The sequence below is a fragment of the Paenibacillus naphthalenovorans genome, assembly GCF_001465255.1.
Taxonomy (GTDB): Bacteria; Bacillota; Bacilli; order Paenibacillales; family NBRC-103111; genus Paenibacillus_G; species Paenibacillus_G naphthalenovorans.
Window position 1 is genome coordinate 167,845 of sequence record NZ_CP013652.1, and the last position, 19,781, is coordinate 187,625.

At 49.7% G+C, this 19,781-nt stretch carries 19 protein-coding genes; 13 read left to right on the top strand and 6 right to left on the bottom strand.

Translation table 11 applies throughout. The annotated features are described in order from the left end of the window. Nucleotides 1-30 precede the first annotated feature (30 nt). The 8 genes from IJ22_RS00805 to qoxD all read left to right on the top strand — a co-directional run bounded on the left by IJ22_RS00805 (nucleotide 31) and on the right by qoxD (nucleotide 9,351). Nucleotides 31-333, top strand: a complete 303-nt coding sequence (locus tag IJ22_RS00805) for an FmdB family zinc ribbon protein (protein WP_062406492.1) — start codon at nucleotides 31-33, stop codon at nucleotides 331-333. A 420-nt stretch (nucleotides 334-753) separates the two neighbouring features. Further along, nucleotides 754-1,974 carry a YeeE/YedE family protein gene (locus tag IJ22_RS00810; RefSeq protein ID WP_054819264.1) on the top strand — a complete coding sequence of 407 codons (1,221 nt, stop codon included), beginning with the start codon at nucleotides 754-756 and terminating at the stop codon, nucleotides 1,972-1,974. Nucleotides 1,975-2,385: 411 nt separating this feature from the next. Then, nucleotides 2,386-3,630, top strand: coding sequence for an MFS transporter (locus tag IJ22_RS00815; protein WP_062406495.1), 1,245 nt, complete (start codon nucleotides 2,386-2,388; stop codon nucleotides 3,628-3,630). 397 nt (nucleotides 3,631-4,027) lie between these two features. Further along, nucleotides 4,028-5,167 (top strand): AI-2E family transporter, encoded by a 1,140-nt coding sequence (locus IJ22_RS00820; protein ID WP_062406497.1) that lies wholly within the window; start codon nucleotides 4,028-4,030, stop codon nucleotides 5,165-5,167. Nucleotides 5,168-5,443: 276 nt separating this feature from the next. After that, complete coding sequence (gene qoxA / locus IJ22_RS00825) at nucleotides 5,444-6,487, top strand: cytochrome aa3 quinol oxidase subunit II (RefSeq protein ID WP_062406501.1); 1,044 nt, start codon at nucleotides 5,444-5,446, stop codon at nucleotides 6,485-6,487. Further along, nucleotides 6,477-8,453 (top strand): cytochrome aa3 quinol oxidase subunit I, encoded by a 1,977-nt coding sequence (gene qoxB, locus IJ22_RS00830; RefSeq protein WP_062406504.1) that lies wholly within the window; start codon nucleotides 6,477-6,479, stop codon nucleotides 8,451-8,453. The genes qoxA and qoxB overlap by 11 nt, the downstream gene beginning before the upstream one ends. Next, nucleotides 8,443-9,048, top strand: a complete 606-nt coding sequence (gene qoxC / locus IJ22_RS00835; RefSeq protein ID WP_054819266.1) for a cytochrome aa3 quinol oxidase subunit III — start codon at nucleotides 8,443-8,445, stop codon at nucleotides 9,046-9,048. The genes qoxB and qoxC overlap by 11 nt, the downstream gene beginning before the upstream one ends. Beyond that, complete coding sequence (qoxD, locus tag IJ22_RS00840; RefSeq protein ID WP_054819267.1) at nucleotides 9,049-9,351, top strand: cytochrome aa3 quinol oxidase subunit IV; 303 nt, start codon at nucleotides 9,049-9,051, stop codon at nucleotides 9,349-9,351. A gap of 22 nt (nucleotides 9,352-9,373) precedes the next feature. Here the strand turns inward: qoxD and IJ22_RS00845 are convergent, their stop codons facing one another. Beyond that, nucleotides 9,374-9,637 (bottom strand): thioredoxin domain-containing protein, encoded by a 264-nt coding sequence (locus tag IJ22_RS00845; protein WP_062406507.1) that lies wholly within the window; start codon nucleotides 9,635-9,637, stop codon nucleotides 9,374-9,376. 176 nt (nucleotides 9,638-9,813) lie between these two features. On the opposite strand from IJ22_RS00845, the gene IJ22_RS00850 reads away from it, so the two are divergent. Beyond that, entirely contained in the window at nucleotides 9,814-10,248 is a 435-nt protein-coding gene (locus IJ22_RS00850) for a ribonuclease domain-containing protein (protein WP_062410808.1), read from the top strand. 16 nt (nucleotides 10,249-10,264) lie between these two features. After that, complete coding sequence (locus IJ22_RS00855) at nucleotides 10,265-10,552, top strand: barstar family protein (RefSeq protein ID WP_062406510.1); 288 nt, start codon at nucleotides 10,265-10,267, stop codon at nucleotides 10,550-10,552. Between the two features lie 239 nt (nucleotides 10,553-10,791). On the opposite strand, the gene IJ22_RS26200 is transcribed toward IJ22_RS00855, so the two are convergent. The 5 genes from IJ22_RS26200 to IJ22_RS00875 form a co-directional block, all read right to left on the bottom strand. Beyond that, nucleotides 10,792-10,983 (bottom strand): hypothetical protein, encoded by a 192-nt coding sequence (locus IJ22_RS26200; protein WP_160327332.1) that lies wholly within the window; start codon nucleotides 10,981-10,983, stop codon nucleotides 10,792-10,794. 104 nt (nucleotides 10,984-11,087) lie between these two features. Further along, on the bottom strand, nucleotides 11,088-12,164 hold the full coding sequence (locus tag IJ22_RS00860; protein WP_062406513.1) for an ABC transporter ATP-binding protein: 1,077 nt from the start codon (nucleotides 12,162-12,164) through the stop codon (nucleotides 11,088-11,090). Then, nucleotides 12,161-13,912 (bottom strand): ABC transporter permease, encoded by a 1,752-nt coding sequence (locus IJ22_RS00865; protein ID WP_074727965.1) that lies wholly within the window; start codon nucleotides 13,910-13,912, stop codon nucleotides 12,161-12,163. The genes IJ22_RS00860 and IJ22_RS00865 overlap by 4 nt, the downstream gene beginning before the upstream one ends. A 19-nt stretch (nucleotides 13,913-13,931) precedes the next feature. Further along, a complete protein-coding gene (locus IJ22_RS00870; protein WP_082660605.1) occupies nucleotides 13,932-14,987 on the bottom strand; it encodes an ABC transporter substrate-binding protein in 1,056 nt (351 codons plus the stop codon). A 574-nt stretch (nucleotides 14,988-15,561) separates the two neighbouring features. Beyond that, the gene (locus IJ22_RS00875; protein ID WP_062410810.1) at nucleotides 15,562-16,347 is read right to left on the bottom strand and encodes a squalene/phytoene synthase family protein; all 786 of its coding nucleotides are present in this window, start codon (nucleotides 16,345-16,347) and stop codon (nucleotides 15,562-15,564) included. Nucleotides 16,348-16,799: 452 nt separating this feature from the next. Between IJ22_RS00875 and IJ22_RS00880 the strand changes: the two genes are divergently transcribed. The 3 genes from IJ22_RS00880 to IJ22_RS00890 all read left to right on the top strand — a co-directional run bounded on the left by IJ22_RS00880 (nucleotide 16,800) and on the right by IJ22_RS00890 (nucleotide 19,756). Next, nucleotides 16,800-17,576: an ABC transporter permease subunit gene (locus IJ22_RS00880; protein ID WP_062406519.1), complete on the top strand. Its 777-nt coding sequence runs from the start codon at nucleotides 16,800-16,802 to the stop codon at nucleotides 17,574-17,576. 231 nt (nucleotides 17,577-17,807) lie between these two features. Beyond that, complete coding sequence (locus IJ22_RS00885) at nucleotides 17,808-19,415, top strand: FAD-dependent oxidoreductase (protein ID WP_062410811.1); 1,608 nt, start codon at nucleotides 17,808-17,810, stop codon at nucleotides 19,413-19,415. After that, entirely contained in the window at nucleotides 19,415-19,756 is a 342-nt protein-coding gene (locus IJ22_RS00890) for a 4Fe-4S dicluster domain-containing protein (RefSeq protein ID WP_054819270.1), read from the top strand. The genes IJ22_RS00885 and IJ22_RS00890 overlap by 1 nt, the downstream gene beginning before the upstream one ends. Nucleotides 19,757-19,781: the final 25 nt, after the last annotated feature.

The window sequence follows — 19,781 nt, forward strand, 5'->3', positions numbered from 1 at the left end:
CGATGAACAGGCTGAAGAGGAGATGACGATATGCCGCAATATGAGTTTGTATGTCAAAACTGTGGACCGTTCGTACAGTGGATGAGCATGAGCAGCGTCAAGGAAAGTATTCCTTGTGTCACCTGCGACAATCCAGCCAATCGGATGTATACGCCGCCCGGTGTTATTCTGACGCCTTATGCGCTGCGCCGCCGTGTGGAACAAAACGCAGTACCGAAGGTGGTCAGGCGGGAACAGGCCGCTCATCACCATGGACACAGCCACAACCATTCCCCGCATCGCCAAGGAGGCCATCATCACACAGCAAACCGTCCCTGGATGGCGGGACATTAACGTGCTGTAAAGCTGAAAATCAGCGCAGCAGAGAGCGAAAAAGTAAAATCATCGGCTGATAAGTTGAATTTCAGCGTAACAGCCAGCAGCAAAGTAAAATGGCCACTTGTAAGGTTGATTTTCAGCGCAGTGGCCAGTGTGCGGCTCGAACCGAGGGTCGTGATCTGTAAGCGGCTTAGCGGCTGGAACCCATGCCCCTCTCTCCCAATGCAGTTTAGATAAGGGAAGGCAGCCGGGTTTTTCTTAAAAGACGAGCATAAAAAAGCTTAAGCACTTCTTGGATGAGGAGCTTGAGCTTTTTTCATTTGGAGTTTAATCAAAATATGGAATTGCCGTTTAAAAAGTTTACAAATCCGATCGGATAGTGATAGTATAAAATACTACATTACAGGAGGGAATCATTACAGGAGGGAATGACAGATGAGTACGTCAGAAGCAAATATTATAAACCTTAATCCAGCTGGCAAGATAGAAAAACCAGGCGTGAATCGTCGGATCACGATGATTGCCTTGATGCTGTTCGCGCTTGGATTCGTATTTCTTGGCAGTACGGTTTCCTATAAGCAGGCTTCATTATATTTAATTGCAGGCGTGTTGGGATTGGCTTTGTATCATGCCCACTATGGTTTTACAAGCTCATTTCGCATTTTTCTTGTCTCGGGTCGCGGACTTGGAATCCGGGCCCAGATGATTTTGTTTTTCATTGCAAATCTTTTGTTCCTGCCGCTGCTGTTGGGGGTGACTGACAATCCGGTTGCGGGATATGTATCTCCTGTTGGCATGTCCGTTTTGATCGGCGCTTTTATCTTTGGCATAGGGATGCAAATGGGGGATGGATGTGCATCAGGCACACTCTACCACATAGGCGGAGGAGACTCCCGCGGTATTTTGACCTTAATCGGCTTTGTGGCCGGATCGGTCATAGGCAGTGCTCATTTCACATGGTGGATGGCTACTCCGAATATCGGTCCTGTGTCTTTCATTGAAACATTCGGCGCCCTTGGAGGCTTTTTACTGAATTTAGCGCTGCTTGCGTTTGTATTTATGGCAACGATCTATATTGAGAGACGCCGGAATGGAAATGTAGAATCGCTTCGCCTGGATTGGAAAAGCGGATGGAAGACGGTCTATAGAGGGCCTTGGCCTTTGATTATCGGGAGCGTTGTGCTTGCGGTCGGAAACGCCGTCGTGCTGTATATTTCCGGCAAGCCCTGGGGTGTGACATCGGCTTTTGCTTTGTGGGGAGCCAAAATATCGCAGGCGCTGGGTATTCAGGTTACGGATTGGGGCTACTGGCAGACCCCGGCCAATGCTGCGGCATTGAACAGTAGTATATTCAAAGATGTGACGTCCGTAATGGATATTGGACTCATGCTGGGCGCTTTGCTTGCCCTGGGTCTAAGCGGCAAACCAAATCGGTTTCTCCGAAACATTCCTCCGCGAATGATTGCAGGTTTATTGATCGGCGGTATTATGATGGGGTATGGGGCGCGGATCGCGTTCGGCTGCAATATTGGAGCCTATTTCGGAGGAATTGCTTCCTTCAGCCTGCATGGCTGGGAGTGGATGATTGGCGCCATGCTCGGCAGTGTCATAGGCGTGAAACTGCGTCCGGTTTGCGCATTTGGCAAAAATGAGTGAGGCTGGAGCGTAATTTGACGGAGCGTTCACCAGGCCTGACCTTATTTTAGCAATATGCCCGAAAAGCGGCGTATTCCTCAAGTGCTGTTTTTATACTTTCCGAAGGGGTTGAAAAAAATACATCAACGAATTTCTGATGAGCCGAAAGATGAAACACCTGGATAAAGGTGGTCTCTTTCGGTTTTTTTGCATTTACCTACAAAAAGTAATATTGTCCATGATTCATAGTAAGGATATCCATGGCTTCTTTTTACAGTTCGAGTTAGCATAAACTATAGAAACGCAATTTCTTTTGAAAAGATATAGAAATATAGAGGGGAATATACTGATCCAGTTCCAAAAACCATCGCTGGATCTGTTGGTTTGGGTTTTGCATTATAGTCCATCAATTTATAAAATCGGAAGTGAAGTATGTTGGAATCATGGAAACGAACGTTAATCATTTTGTGGATAGGAGTGCTTTTTTGCAGTTCCAGCTATACGATGGCGGTGCCGTTCCTGCCTTTGTTTCTGTTTGATTTGGGTGTGGAGCAGGGCAATGTTCATTTGTGGGCCGGTGTGATCTATTCATCATCGTTCCTGGTAGGTGCGGTCATGGCTCCGTTCTGGGGCTCCATGGCGGATAAATACGGAAAACGGCGAATGGTCATACGGGCAGGCTTCTCTCTTGCAATCGTTTATGCGCTGTTCGCGCTCGTAACCAATCCATGGGAGCTTATGGGAGCCCGTTTATTACACGGTTTTGTGGGAGGGTTCGTCCCGGCTTCCATGGCTATCGTAGCTTCAAGCGTTCCGGAGAACAAGATGGGCTTCTCTCTTGGTTTGATGCAGGCGGGAACGATGACGGGAGGGATTATCGGTCCCTTGTTCGGCGGGCTGCTTGCCAACTGGTTTGGAATGCGGATGTCATTTGTCGTTTCCGCCTCCATCATCTTCCTCGCAACGGTAGCGGTGCTCATCTGGATAAAGGAAACAGGCAAAGCGGCTCCCGGTGAAAGTGTCAAACTGGCCGACAGCTTCAGAATGGCTGTGCGCAACCGCATATTTCTTCAATTGTTGTCCGTGCTTGTCGTTTTTCAGTTATGCATCAATATGATCCAGCCTATGCTGGCGCTTCATATTGCCGATCTTCAAGGCAACTTGCAAGGCACCGTACTGACCTCCGGCATTATTTTTTCTCTTATTGGGATTGCAGGTATTATCGCTTCACCGTATTGGGGGAAGGTTGGAGAGAAATACGGCTACCGGACGGTGCTGCATCTGGGCTTGATTATCGGAGGCGGGGTCGTCTGCCTGCAATATTTCGTCCAGCAGTTATGGCTTTTTACGGTTATTCAGTTCCTGTTTGGCTTATTTATCGCTGCGGTGGTGCCTTCGGTCAATACTCTTGCTGTTCGCAGTACGGACCCGGACTTTCGTGGAAGGTCGTTCGGTTTTACCCAGAGCGCGAATCAATTGGGATCGATGATCGGACCGCTGCTTGGAGGCGGCATGGGGATGTTCGTTAATATTCATTGGATTTTTGTCGCGACGGGCATGATTTTGATTGTGTTCGGGACTATGCTGGCCGTTCGCTTTCATATGGTTCCTTCCATGTCGGGTTCCGCGATGACCCTCGATAAATGGAAATGGAAAACCGAGAGGAAGTCGGGGTAATCAGGCGATGCCCAGATGCCCAACCAAACCGCATGATTGATCCGGCAGCCGATGGAATCATCGGATCAGGCGGTCGTGAGCATATAAACCCATTGGTCTAAAATGATAGCTGTCGAGGCCGTCCCTTTTGGGGCGGTCTGTTTGTTTTATGGAGAAATAACGGGTTTTAAGCTGCATTATCCACAGGCTTATCCACAAAATTAACATCTGATCTATAGGGGCTGTGGTTCGTTTTTTTGAAACATACTAACATATCCACAATGGAAGTTATGCACATTTCATGCTGCTTTCCGGCTCTTGAATTCGTCGCTTGTTCTTTCCTCAAATAAAAGTTATTCTATGTAGAAAGTGAATGCCGCAGTTAACCATTGCCGAATAGTCAGGAGGATTAAACCGCATGGGGGATCCGCGTCATAGGACGAATACGTTTAGACGTTTCTTTCTAAATAATAAATTCGTCTTGTTTTTAATGATCTTGCTTTTGATCGGCTTAAACATTCTGGTACTAAACAAAATCCCTTACGTATTCTCGCCTCTCGTTGTGCTGGTCAAGACCGTGCTGCTTCCGCTTCTCCTCACAGGAATCGCCTTTTATTTGCTCAATCCTATTGTCGATTGGATGGAGAGAAAGAGGATCAAACGGGTTTATGCGATCTTCCTTCTGTATCTGGTCATTATTTGTGCGATTACCCTGCTCCTGGTGACGGTTGTACCGCTTATCCGCGAACAAGTACTTGGGCTGATGGATAACATCCCCAGATACAGCAAAGAGTTCGAAACCAGGTTCAGGCAGCTCATAGGCAGTCCGATTTTTAATCAGCTTCAGCAAACGCTGGGTACGAGCTCAACCGACTGGATGAACAGCCTGTCATCCAGAGTTTCCGCAATTGTGAATCGTGCGGGAGCGAGTATCGGAAGCTTTGTGGGGGCTGTAACGGAAACCATTCTCGCTGTCATTATCGTACCGTTTATATTGTTTTATCTGCTGAAGGACGGACGAAAGCTCCCACAATATATTTTGGGCTTCATACCTACAGCGCTTCGCGATGAAACGCACCGGGTGATGATCGAGATGAATAATCAGATCAGTTCTTATATCCGGGGACAGATCATCGTCAGCTGCTGCATCGGCTTCTTATTATACGTGGGCTACCGCATTATCGGTTTGGAATATTCCCTTGTCCTGGCGATCGTAGCGGCCTGTACGAGTATCGTACCTTATTTGGGTCCGGCGATTGCCATCACACCGGCTCTGATCGTGGCCACGATGACTTCACCGGTCATGCTGCTGAAAATGATCGTGATCTGGACCATTGTTCAGTTAATTGAAGGCAAATTCATCTCGCCGCAAATTATGGGCAAAACGCTGCAGATTCATCCGATTACGATCATTTTTGTTATTTTAACGGCAGGCAACTTATTCGGAGTGCTTGGCGTGATCTTGGCCGTTCCCGGCTATGCCGTATTGAAAGTCATTGTTTCTCACTTGTTCGAATGGATGAAGGAACGATCCGGGTTATATACACCTGTAGATTGATATGGCTATTTGAGAAAAAAGGCATCCCTGAGAGGATGTCTTTTTGCCGTTTTGGCGATCCGCAAGAACACGGCGTTTTCTCGAGCGGTTTGGCTCCCTTCAGAATTTTTATGAAACAAGTAAATTCCCGGATTTGTCACAGTTTTAACCGATCTGTAACACTTTCCTTGAAAAGGCCGTGCTATGATCTAGTTATCAAGTGAAATGAATCACAAAGATTTTGAACAGATTGTGAAATTTTTCGCAATCTCTGTTTCTGAAAGGAGATGAGCCACCATGAATTACCGCAAGCTGCTATTTTCTCCACTGGCAATCATTTTGGTTGTGCTGCTAAGCGGCTGCGAACCGAATCTGGTTGTTTTTCAACCCCAGGGACCTGTGGCCAGAAGCATTATGGAGCTGATTAACTGGTCATTGATTTGGATGCTGCTTGTCGTTGTTGTCGTGTTCGGGCTGTTCGGTTATATTGTATGGAAATATCGCGAGAGGCCTGAAAATAAAGATTATGAGCCGCCGGAGGAGCACGGCAGTACGCTGCTGGAGGTCATTTGGACCGCGATTCCGATCCTCATCGTTGTCGCCTTGACGATCCCTACGGTAACAACGCTGTATGATTTGGAGGAAGTCCCCAAGGGCTATGAGGAAAAAAAGCCGATTACGATTCATGTCACTTCGGCGGATTGGAAATGGATCTTCAGCTATCCGGAGCAGGGGATCGAGACCGTCAACTATGTCAATATACCGGAGGATACGCCTATTTTGTTTAAATTAACGTCGGCCAGCACCATGCAGTCTTTCTGGGTTCCGGCTTTAGGCGGACAAAAATATACGATGGGCAAAATGCAGACGCAATTGTATCTTGTCGCGGATCATCCCGGTTCGTATTTAGGCCGGAACACCAACTTCAACGGCCGGGGATATGCGGATATGGAATTTGAGGTGTTGGCTCAAACCCAAGAGGATTTTGACCAATGGGTAAAGGATGTCGCCAATACCGCTCCGAAGCTGACGGAAGAAAAATATGAAGAGCTGTTGAGACCGACTCATTTGGGACGATTGACTTTTTCCAATACGCATCTGGAATGGGTTAACCATGCGGAGCCCGATTCCTTGACGTACACCCATCCTGAGCTGTACAGGTATCACGGTTATCAGGGCAAAGTGTTTGAGGAAGAAGATAATTATCAGAACAAAGGCAAAGGGAACGCAGGGAACATAGATAACACCGGGAACAAAGGTAATCCCGGGAACAAAGAAACCAGTCCTGTAGAGCAGAAAGAACAGAGTAACACCGACGGAGGTGGGCATCATGGGCATTAAATGGGATGAGTTTTTTATAACGGGGGATCCGTTAATTCTAGGTTCTCAGATTGCCATTCTTTTGACCATAATCGGGATTGTCGCAACACTGACTTATCTCAAAAGGTGGAGATGGCTGTGGAAGGAATGGCTGACCACCGTCGACCATAAACGGATCGGAATTATGTATATCATCTCCGCTGTTCTGATGTTTTTCCGCGGAGGCATGGACGGCTTGTTAATGAAGGCGCAAACGTCCAGGCCGGAATTGCAGTTTTTGAACGCTCAGCATTACAACGAAATTTTTACGACGCACGGCGTGATTATGATTCTGTTCATGGCGATGCCGTTCCTGATCGGATTGATGAACGTCATTATTCCTCTGCAAATCGGAGCGAGGGATGTGGCTTTCCCGCAATTGAACGCCTGGAGCTTCTGGCTGTTCTTCAGCGGTGCGATGCTGTTTAACATCTCGTTTGTAATCGGCGGATCTCCCGATGCGGGATGGACTTCCTACTTCCCCCTTGCGGGTAAAGAATTCAGTCCCGGCATAGGCAACAACTATTATGCCATTGCTCTGCAGATCGCAGGGATCGGCACGCTGATGACAGGGATCAATTTTATCGTCACCATTCTCAAAATGAGAACCAAAGGCATGACTTTAATGAAAATGCCGATGTTCACCTGGACGACATTAATCACATCCGTGATCATTGTGGCTGCCTTTCCGATCTTTACGGTGGCGCTTGCCCTGATGACGTTCGACCGGTTGTACGGCACCCATTTCTTTACCTTATCCGGCGGCGGTCTGGATATGCTGTGGGCGAACCTGTTCTGGCTTTGGGCTCACCCGGAAGTATATATTGTCATACTCCCGGCGTTCGGAATCTTCTCCGAAGTCATTGCGACCTTCTCCCGCAAAACGCTTTATGGCTATAAATCGATGGTATTTTCCATTCTGGGGATTGCCATTCTCAGTATGGTCGTGTGGGTGCACCACTTTTACACCATGGGCGCGGGAGCGTTGGTCAACTCGTTTTTCTCGATTACGACGATGCTGATTGCCGTTCCGACAGGCGTCAAAATGTTTAACTGGTTGTTTACGATGCGCAAAGGCCGCATCAAAATGACGACCGCGATGCTGTGGGCGCTGGCTTTTGTGCCCTGCTTTGTGATCGGCGGGGTCACAGGCGTGATGCTGGGCATGGGTGCGGCCGACTATCAGTATCATAATACGCTTTTTCTGGTCGCGCATTTCCATTACGTTCTGATTCCAGGTGTAGTATTTGCCGTATTTGCCGGCCTATACTACTGGTGGCCCAAAATGTTCGGTCACATGCTGAATGAAAAAATCGGCAAATGGCACTTCTGGCTGTTTGTCATCGGCTTCAATATTACGTTCTTTCCGATGTTCTTCCTTGGTTTGGACGGTGCGGTAAGACGGGCTTACACTTACTCGGCGGAATCGGGCTTCGCTCCGCTGTTCCTGGTGTCGGCGATCGGCTCCGTGATCCTGGCGATAGGTTTTGCCGTCTTTTGTTATAACATTTACTGGAGTATTCGCTATGCGGACCGCAACGTATCCAGTGACCCATGGGATGCGAGAACGCTGGAGTGGGCTACCGCTTCGCCGGTTCAGCATTATAATTTCACCAAGCTTCCGGAAGTAACGACACAGGATGCCTTCTGGCATATGAAAAAGAACAACGTAGGCCTGACACTTAAAAAAGAGGATATTGAAGAGATTCATATGCCCAGCAATACGGGACTTCCGTTTATCATGTGCGTGGTGTTCGGCATTACCGGATTCTTTCTGGTATTCGAATGGCACATGGCGGCGGCAGTTGCGGCTGTAGGCATTATTGTCGGAATGATCGTCCGCTCTTTCGACTACGACGACGGTTATCACGTGCATAAGGAAGAAATTGAAATGACGGAGCAGGCTTGGAGAAACAGGGAAGGAGAGGTGAACCGGTATGTCGGCTAATGTCAACACAACGCAGCCTTTGGAATATCAAACCGCACAAAACCGGATGAATGTTCTCGGATTCTGGATTTTCCTCGGGGCTGAGATCGTCTTGTTCTCGACGCTTTTCGGTGTGTACGGCGTGCTTTACGAACGGTATGCAGGGGGTCCGACCCATCAGGACATTATTATGATCAAAGAAGTCATGATTCAAACCCTATTGCTGTTGACCAGCAGCTTTACCTGCGGTTTAGCTATCTTCGAAATGCGCCGAAATCATCTCAAAGGCTTGATCGGTTGGCTGGCAGTTACTTTCCTGCTGGGGATCGGGTTTCTCTATATGGAAGTGAACGAATTCATCCACTACGTTCATTTGGGCGCCACCATGCAAACGAGCGCCTTCCTGTCCAGCTTTTTCGTTCTGCTCGGAACCCACGGTGCGCACGTGACCTTGGGGATCGGCTGGGGAATCATGATCATTATTCAGCTTCTGCAAAGAGGCTTGACTCCGGTAACGGCTCGAAAAACATTTATTATCGGCTTGTACTGGCATTTTCTGGACGTCGTCTGGATCTTTATCTTTACATTCGTGTATTTAAAAGGGATGGTGGCTTAAATGGATAACAAAGCGAAAGGCTTTCCCTTGGGGCATGTCTTTGGATTTATATTATCCTTGGTGCTCACCTTTGCCGCAGCCGGCGTGGCCTTAAAAACATCCTTGCCGTTTCATACCATTATGTGGATTATCGGCACTTTGGCGGTAATCCAAGCCGGACTTCAATTATTCATGTTCATGCATGTCAATGAGGGTGAGGATCGAAAATCGCAGCTCATTAATATTTTTTATGGTATTTTCATGGCCATTATCATTGTACTCGGGACCATATGGGTCATGTCGTTTGGAGACCATATCCATTAACAAGAAAAGAGGGCGCCCCGTCTTAATGACTTGGGGTAGCCCTTTTTTTCGCGGTGGAAAGGCTTCGGCTGCTTTCGTGGGCCGCATTCTCCATCAGACCCAGGACTAAGCCGAAAAGATACACGAATACAGACGAGACGATAACGCCTATGCCGCTGAATAAAAGATATTCCGTTTGGATACCGCTTACAAAGAAGCTCATAATAATAACGATAAACCCTAAAATGGCGGATGCGGCCGAAACGGTGTTGGTGAATTTCATCGCTTTCGGTTGAGGTTCGTTCATGATCTTCACTCCTTTATTTCCATTCTACGCATGTTCACAATTTTGTCAAATATTATTTTTGACTTTGCGATCCTTAATGATGATGTGACATCTTTGAAACACAAATTGTTTTTATGATCAAAATATGCCACATTATTAATGAAGATCAAATCAGTTTGGGGGAAAGCAGGAAAGTGATGAAGTTATGGAAATGGCTTTGCACAGTGCTCATCGTTTCATTCGTCATAGGTTTGAGCGGCTGTGCACCTGCAGTTGACCGTGAAGATCAGGCGGGGCAAACTGCAGCACTAACCGGTTTCGATGAGGTTGCGGAATACATCTCGAAGCACGGTAAGCTTCCGGATAATTTTATTACCAAGAATGAAGCCAGAAAATTAGGATGGGATCCGCAAAAGGGCAATCTGGCGGAAGTCGCGCCCGGCAAAAGCATAGGCGGCGATGTATTTCAAAACCGCGAAGGCTTGCTTCCCAAGAAGAACGGGAGAATATGGTATGAGGCCGATATCAATTATAAAAAGGGAGCCCGCGGCAGCGACCGGATCGTCTTTTCCAACGATGGGCTCATCTATAAGACTACAGATCATTATCGAACGTTTACCCGGATAAAATAACAAGGGGAGGACGCATATGCATACGGTACAGTTAGAAGGAAGTCACATAAAGGAACGGCAGCAATTACACGACTTTCTAAAAAAAGAACTGCAGCTGCCCGACACCTATGGCAGCAATCTGGACGCTTTGTGGGATTGCCTGACGGGATGGGTACGGCTCCCCTTGACGATCCGATGGATAGATCCAGAAGCCAGCAGACGTCATCTGGGTGAATACGCGGATCAATTGCTTGATCTTCTAAGAGAAGCGGAACAAGAGGTGGATGGCTTTTACTTGGAAGTCGTCGAAAATAGTGCGCCATGATGATAAACCGGAGGACATCGGCCTCCGGTTTATTGCTGTGTACGCCCAGCATGGCATGGGCGTCATCTTTAGGGTGAGAGTCCCGAACGGGGGCTGGCGAGCGCCTACCGTTAGCCAAGGGCAAGGGCGTCCGCCGCGAGGCGGAATCTGAAGGATGCCGGAGGCAAAAGCACGGGCCAAGAAAAGCACGGGCCAAGGTACATGAGCCCAATTTGAGGCAGTGTTAGTCGGATGAGCCTCTACACCAAGGCAAAATCCAAAGCCGCCAAGGGCTGACGCTGTAGACTTGGGTAGTCGCGGGAAAGGAGAGAGGAAACCGATGCGTTCGCGCGAAGAGCACAGACAGCCGAAGATCTCGCAAGAGAGCTTCCGGCAAAGAGCAGCGGTGAAGCCGCAAGGGTATGCCGAAGCGCCGAGTTCTTCGCCGGCACAAGTCGCCCCTTCCTCTCGCGAAGACCAGAACGTATTTTTTGAATCGCCCGGACGAACTAACGGCATCCCATCTTGCAGCGAACAAATTAACTTCGCCTTTTCGTCACGTAAACACCCCGATATGGTTATATTTCAAATGCTGTTCGCCGGCCGCTAATTGAATGGACACCTTGTCGTTCAACTGAAAGTGAAGCGGAGAGCAAATTTCCCATTGTCCGTCCTCGCAACGAATATGATAAATAAATTCCTTGCCCTGAAACTGCACGTTCATCACCTTGCCCTGAATACTTGTCTGATTGGGCGGGCCCAGCAGCAATTGATCCGGTCTTGCCGGATATAGACCGCGCGATTTAAAATAGCTTGCCACACGGCTGCCGCTCCATTGCACGGTACCGTCGGAGCCTGCCGGTACGAACGTATCGTTATGCCACCGGCCTCGGATGAGATTGGCTTTGGATACGAATTTGGCGACAAATTCCGTTTGCGGCCGCAGATAAATATCTTGCGGCGTCCCGACTTGTTCGATATTCCCGTCCTTCATGACGACAATCCGGTCCGCCATCGCCAAGGCCTCGCCTTGGTCGTGCGTTACATACACGACAGCCGTTCCGGTTTGTCTGTGGACGGACTGGATTTCACGGCGCATATCCATGCGAAGCATCGCATCCAGACTGCTGAGCGGTTCGTCCATCAACAAAATCGAGGGTTCTGCGGCAATGGCTCTTGCGATAGCGACCCGCTGCTTTTGGCCTCCGGACAGCTCATGCGGCATACGTGAACCGTGCTCCGGCAAGCCGACCATTTGCAGGACGCTGGCGATCCGGTGCTGCTCATTTTTCCGGATATGGGATGGTGTCTCCTTGTGATGACGGATGGGAAAACGGACGTGCTCCGCCACGTTCATGTGCGGCCACAGGGCAAAGGCTTGAAAAACCATCCCGATTCTTCTTTTTTCCGGTGGCAGGCTGTAGCCCGGCTTTGCCACGAGTGTCTGATTCATGTAGATTTCTCCGGTCGAAGGCTGTTCAAAGCCTGCGAGCAGCCGCAGGAGTGTCGTCTTCCCGCAGCCGGAAGGGCCCAGAATCGCGAGGAATTCGCCTTTGTCTATCGTTAAATTTAAAGATTTCAGGGCCTGAAAGCTGCCGAACGCTTTGCTGACTTCGATGAATTGAATGCTCATGGCTGCTGAACTCCTTTTTTGGATTGACGCTTGTTCAGCGTGTGCAGAACCGCCATTCCCACAATGATCATGATGACAATCAAGCTGGACAGGGCGGTTGAGTACAGCGTATCGCCGGCCTGCTCAAAGCTGAATATGGTCACCCCGATGGTTTGAGAGCCTGTCGACCATAACAATGCAGACACGGTAAGCTCGGTAAAAGCCGTCAAAAAGACAAGAAACGCGCCGCTAAGCAGTCCCGGAAGCAGAAGCGGCAGCAGGATGGAAGTCCATTTTTTCCAGAAACCGGCGCCAAAAATGCGGGCCGCTTCTTCCATCGAAACATCGATTTGCATAAAGGAAGCGATCCCCGCCCTCACCTGCAAAATGAGAAAACGGCACACATAAGCGATAAACAAAATGCGGATCGAGCCGTAAATGCCGGGATTCCATCCGGGAATCGGCTCCATCCAGGCAAAAATCATGGCTAAACCAAATACAATTCCGGGCAGTGTGTAAGGTACGGCGACCGCCAACTCTGCCGATTTGGTTATCCATGAAGGCTTGCGCACCCGGGCATAAGCAAGCAGAGAGCCGAGCACCAGGCAGACGGCCAGTGTTGTTACGGAAAGCATCAGGCTGTTTTGAATCGATTGCCATACTTTTGGATTTTCAAACAGAATGTATCTGTAGTTGGAGAGCGTCAAATTGGCCGGATGAAAAGGAAGCCCGTATGCTTTTTTCAAGGAAGTGGCGACCATGGAAACCAATGGGACAACCGTTATCATGGCGAGAAAAGCCCAAACGGCGGCAGTTATCCATGTCCGGTGCTTTCCAAGCGAGTAGCGCGGATGGTTATCGATCATAACGGTATCCGCCGTTTTGATTTTTCTGACGGCAAGCCATTGCAGAAGGGTGACAATGACGGCGATCATTCCCAGCATAACGGATAATACCGCTCCTCTTGCAAAGGCGGAGGGGCCAAAGCCGACGATTTCCTCATAAATCAGCGTGCTTAATACGGATATGTTTTTCGGAATGCCGAGAAAAGCCGGGATTCCGAAATTGTCCAAAGAGGATAAGAATACAAGCAGTCCTCCCGCCGTCAATCCGGGTAAGGCCAAGGGAAGCGTGATCAGACAAAATGTCTTTAGCTTTCCCGCGCCGCCGGCCCTTGTCGCCCACTCCAAATCACGGGGAATTTTCTTCAGCACGTCAACGGTCAAAAGATAAACCAGGGGAAAATGATGAATGCCCATGACGAAAATAATTCCGCCGTAGCTGTACATGCTCCATGGCTTGGCATTGGGGTTAAACCATTGCAGTACATGTGCGGCGATCCCCTGGGTGCCCATGAAGGAAGACCAGGATAACGTCAACACGTAGGAAGGAAGTATAAAGGAAAGCATCATTGCCATATGCAGTGCTTTTTTATGTCTTAGGTCGGTGTAAGCCATCACCCACGCGGCTAGGACGCCTAACAGCATAGATACCGAAGAGGAACCTGCTACGATAATAAACGTATCCTTCAACGTCTTCCATAACCGTTCCTGCCGTAAAATATCCGCATAATGTTCCAGCGAAAAACCGGTGCTGCTCTGCGCGCTTAACCCTATTAATTTTGCTATAGGCACGATAAAGAACACGAGAAGAGAAAGAATGGCCAGCAGAACAGCCGCTCGTTTAGTAAGTGAAAGGAAGGAAGAGAGGAGGGGGGAGGGTTCCCCGATTTCCTCCCTTGCCAGCTGAACGTTTTTCGAATCGATCATGATGGATAATCTCCGCTTCTTATTGTCCGAACAATTCTGTAAACTGTTTTTTATCCGAGTCGCGGTCGTTGGTCAATTGGGAAATATCCGAGGAGATGACTTTAAGTTCGGAGATGCTCTTTAATCCTTGCGGCGCCGGAATGCCTTCGCGAATCGGCGTGTATCCGATATCGGAGGCTAATTTTTGGCCTTCCTCGGACAGAACGAAATCGACGAAAGCTTTGGCCGCCTTTTCGTTTGCCGTTTGTTTCATAATTCCGATCGGTTCGGTAATCACAGGTACACCTTCCGCGGGGTAGATCAAATCGACGGGAGCACCCTTGGCCTTCTCGCGGGCTACAAGATAATCAACGACCATGCCGTACGATTTTTCACCGCTCGCTACGGCGTTCAGAACGGCTCCATTCCCTTTGACAACGGCAATGTTGTTTGCTTTCAAGCCTTTGAAATAATCCCATCCGAATCCTTCGGTGCGGGTAAAGACGCCCACATTATATGCGGCGGCGCCGGAATAGAGCGGACTTGGCATGATGCCGGCATCCCTGGTCTCGGCGGCAGCCAGCGCTTTCCAAGAGGACGGCGGGGTTGCTGCCTTTTGTGTATTGATCGCAAGCACGGTGGCCATGACCTTCGTGCCGGAATACATTCCATCCGGATCTGTAAAATCCTTTGGAATTTTAGATAATTCCGGCGATTTGTAGGATAACAGCAGATCCTGCTTCTTTAAGCCTTCGAAGGTTACGGAATCAGCCAGCAAAAGTACGTCCGCCTGCACTTTTCCGGCTTGGTTTTCCGCCGCAATTTTGGCGGTCACTTCTTCCGTTCCGGACCGGAAGCTTGTGACTTGAACATCAGGGTATTTCTTGTTGAATTCGGCAATCAGCTTGGTCACATCGCCTTCCGGCTGGGAAGTATAGAACGATAGCTTTCCGGAAACCGGGTTGGTTGCTTCCGGAACCGGCTCTGTTTGCGGAGTGGCTTGCGCTCCTTGCGCAGAGGAAGGCTGTCCGCTTGTGCCGCAGCCGCCGGAGATCAGTAATGCCGCCAAACTCATGATCAAGAATCCTTTTTTCATCTGACTCTCTCCCACACTTTTTTTATATATTATAAATAGCATTTGTCAGAAGGCTGTTAACGGAGATGTATAACATTGTTAACTTGAAATAAAAAAGATTTAAAGAGACAAGGGACGGAAATGATCGTGAAGCCATCATCTTCAACAATTTATGGGAGTTATTGGTGTTTACGCAGGTGTACAGCTGGAGAGGTCATCGTTCAAGCTTTTGTACAGCGGTTGAATAATTAGCGGCGGCAATCCGTCGGTGGCGGACGTCCCGGGGGAACTTGTCCGGAGGTTCTGTGCCTTACGGCATAGCTAGCTCGTTTATTATAAGAGGGAAAAGAGACAGGTGGCGGTTTCCCAAAGATGGGCCGCGGCTGTGCGGTTCGACATTCGGAACGCAGCGTTGCCGGGGAAATTCAGGAATCCGACGCCCCGCGTGTCAGCTCGGATTCCGCATCCCATCTTATGGCTTTCTATCTGTTAATTTCCTAAGGGGAATATTGACCGGGAAATATCATCCGGAGCATTATATGGCGGGTGCGGGCATCGGGCACGCGCTCTTCCGTTCTCCGATATGAATGAGTCTCTAGGCTTTTGCTCCTCCGGTCAGCCTGCTTACGATTTCCAATACTGCGGCCCGGTTCAGCTTGCTTTCACCGGCGCTCAGAGCCTGGACGGTAGCATGGGCTAGTGCCAGCGGAATACTGCAAAAATTGAGAATCGGACCGGGCTGAATATCTGCGATATACTCATCGGCCAGTTTCAGATTGCGCTTGGTATAGACGAACATTTCATCCATGCCCCAATGATCGGGGAAAAAGTTCACGCCTCTGGTGGAATCCTCAATACGGTTGCGAAGAATATTTACAGCCTGAAGGCCGCGGCCGAAGGCTACCGATTTGGCGCGATCCGTTTCGGTACCGTCATACCACATCCACAGGTCGGAAAGAAGTTCCCCAACCGCTCCGGCCACGCAGTATGTGTAGTAATCCAAATCCTCTTCCGTTCGTATATTCCAATCTCTGCCCACCCACTCGGCCATTTGCTCCGACATGGTCGCCGTACCTTGCAGGACGCGCGGCGCAATAGAAGGCGGGCACAGACTTACCCAATCGCTAATACGCAGAGTAACATCATCTAAAGTATGACGATATGGAGAGAAAAGAGACTCCAGCTCGGTAGGCTCATGCAGGTGTTTGCTTATCCCGAGCAGCAGCTTGATTTTCACATCAGGGGCCATCTCCGGATGGTCTTCGATCTCATCAATCGCCCGCATACATAAATAAGCAGAGGCTACCGCTTCCTTTAAACCGGGAACCAAACCGCTGATCGGTATGTAAAAGGTCCGGCTGGTTGCCGCCAGCATCTCCATGGCATCAGTCATTAAATCATTCGTCTTGTTCACGAACTACCCTCCAAAAAATCTAGTCTCTTTTCCTTAGTCTGAACCTGTTCATCCATTCCTAAGTCATGCTTGCCAAGTTCTATATTACTACTTTTTGACGAATTCTGAAACAAGCCATCTGCTGAATCGAAAATAAAGGCGGGCTGCAGGGCGTCGGTAAGGTGTTAAAAGGGTTTCGGTACCGCATTGAAGCGGATGGATTCCGCTGCTGTAAAAAAAATATTGACTGTCTGTGAGCGGGGTGATATATTAGTGTCAACATATTAATCCGAGTTAGTCAATAAGAATTGTTTATTATATGACAACATCAGTAAGTCCACCCGACACAGAGGCGACTTCCACCTTTTTAGGTTGTTACTAAAAAGTAGGAAGTCGCTTTGTTTTTATCAACACGATTTTAAACCAGGAGAGGATGGAATATGACAGAACGCAAGTTCACAACCGCCTGGCAGCCCTGGGTACTGCCGGTTCTTATATTGGCCGTATGGCAAGTGCTCGGCGTCACAGGATTTCTTTCACAGCGCATCCTTCCGACTCCGCTTGAGGTAGTGGAGGCGCTGATCGAGGTCGTGCTGGACGGAACGCTGCTGGAATATGTAGGTTCCAGCACCCAGAGGGCTTTTCTGGGATTTATCATCGGCGGAAGCATTGCTTTCCTTATCGGTTTGTTGAACGGGCTGTTTCCGGTGGCGGAACGGTTTATCGATACAACCGTCCAGATGCTCCGCACCATTCCGCATTTGGCTCTTATTCCTTTGGTCATTCTTTGGTTTGGAATTGGTGAAACGTCAAAGCTGTTTCTTGTATCCCTGGGCGTCGCCTTTCCGATCTACCTGAACACCTTTCACGGTATTCGTTCCGTAGATCCGGGGTTAATCGAAATGGGACGCGTTTACGGCTTAAAAGGAGTCTCCTTGTTCACCCATGTCATCCTGCCGGGGGCTCTCTCCCATATTTTGCTTGGCGTGCGGTTTTCTCTAGGCATCATGTGGATCACGCTGATTGTTGCAGAGACGATAGCCGCCGATTCCGGCATTGGCTACATGGCCTCCCATGCCCGCGAGTTCATGCGGATGGATGTCGTCGTCTTGTGTGTCATCTTATATGCACTGCTGGGCAAATGCTCTGATCTTGTAACCAAGTTTCTCGAACGGCGGCTGCTTCAGTGGCACCATAACTTCGCGAATAAAGCGTAGAACAGGAGGAAGAAGCGATGGTCATGAAAGAAATGGGCCGTGTTGTGCCGATCGCCAGAGCGTGGTCATGGAGGCCAAGATCCGCCTGCTCCGCCGGATAGCGGCAGGTTCGCTCATTTGGAATAACGGATGTTAGACCGGCTGTTATTGAAAGAACCAGGGGAGCTGGAAGTTCACTGCGGGCTTTTTTATTCACATAAAAAATCTTATTACAATAAAGGCGGGATTACAATGAGCGGATATGATGTCCATCTTAGTGCTGATGTTTTGGTGATCGGCGGAGGACCGGCCGGCACATGGGCGGCGGTTGCGGCAGCGAAAGAAGGAGCCAAGGTCATACTGGTTGACAAAGGGTACTGCGGAACGAGCGGAGCTACGGCCCCGTCCGGTACAGGCGTGTGGTATGTGAACCCGACGCCTCAGGAGCAGGAGACTGCGATGAAAAGCCGGGAAGCCCTGGGGGGCTATTTGGCCGACCGAGGCTGGATGAAGCGGGTGCTTGATCGTACGTATATCAATATGAATCAAGTTGCGGATTGGGGATACCCGTTCCCTACCGATGACAAGGGAGTTTCCCAGCGCAATAGCCTTCAAGGGCCGGAATATATGAAGCTGATGAGAAAACAGGTGAAGAAGGCAGGGGTGCGAATCCTCGATCACAGCCCGGCGTTAGAGCTTCTTGCCGATGAGCATGGCGTTGCCGGAGCCGTAGGAACCCATATTCAGACGAAGCAGTCGTGGCGTGTCGACGCCGCGGCAGTGATCATCGCTACAGGCGGCTGCGCTTTTCTGAGCAAGGCGCTGGGTACGAATGTACTGACGGGGGACGGGTACCTCATGGCTGGTGAAGCGGGCGCTGATTTTTCAGGAATGGAGTTCTCGACGGCCTACTCTTTGTGCCCTGCGTTCTCCCCGGTGACCAAGTCAGCCTTCTATACCTGGGCTACCTTTTATTATGAAGACGGCCGGGTCATCGAAGGCGCAGGTTCACAGCGCGGCCGTTCGGTCATTGCGCGAACACTGCTCACGCAGCCGGTTTATGCGCGGCTGGATAAAGCGGATGACGAGCTTAAGCGGACGATGCGCAAGGCCCAGCCGAACTTTTTTCTCTCCTTCGACCGGCTTGGCATTGATCCGTTCACACAGAAGTTTCCTGTCTCGCTAAGATTCGAAGGAACGGTGCGCGGAACGGGCGGGATTCACGTCGTTGATGAAACCTGTGCGACCAAAGTGCCGGGACTGTATGCAGCCGGGGATGCGGCAACGCGTGAATTGATATGCGGAGGGTTTACCGGCGGCGGAAGCCATAATGCAGCTTGGGCTATGTCTTCAGGATATTGGTCGGGCGAGGGGGCGGCTCGCTATGCGCTGAAGCAGGGGATTCACGCTTCCAGGCGCAATGCGCAAAGAGTATCCGAACGGACAGGAGTTGTGACCGTTACAACGGGACAAAAAGGAGCTGCGGATACCAAAGAGATTATTCAGGCTGTCCAGAACGAAGTGTTTCCATACGACCGTAATTGGTTTAGAACGGGAGCTGGCCTGGAGAAGGGACTTCAGCGCCTCAACCATGTCTGGAACGAATTGAAACGCGGGGTACAAACAGACGGCGGCGATATCGTCCGGATCAGGGAAGCGGCAGCGATGACAGCAACGGCCCGCTGGATGTTTGCCAGCGCGAGCGTTCGCCGCGAGACGCGCGGAATGCACCGGCGGGAGGATTATCCGGGTTCCGACCCCAATCAGCATTATCGTTTGATCAGTGGAGGCCTGGACCAACTGTGGGTCAAACCATTATCCGAATATTCGCAATACCCTAAAAAGGAGGCTGCGATCTAGTGATCGAAATCCTGAATAAAGACCGCTGCGTCAACTGCAACCAGTGCGTAACCGTTTGCCCGACGAACGTATTCGATCCGGCAACCGAACCGGACGGCGTCCCTGTCATCGCACGGAAATCCGATTGCCAAAGCTGCTTTATGTGCGAATTGTACTGCCCCGCGGATGCTTTATACGTAGCGCCGTTCGCGGAACGGGACGCCGATTTGAATGAATCGGAGCTGATCCATGGCGGTTTGTTAGGCAGCTATCGTAAAGACGTGGGCTGGAATAAAGGAGCCAGATCCACCGCTTCTGAAGACGAATCTTATATTTTATTCAAACGTATGCACAGCCATTAGAAAGAGACAGACAAGGGGTTATCGA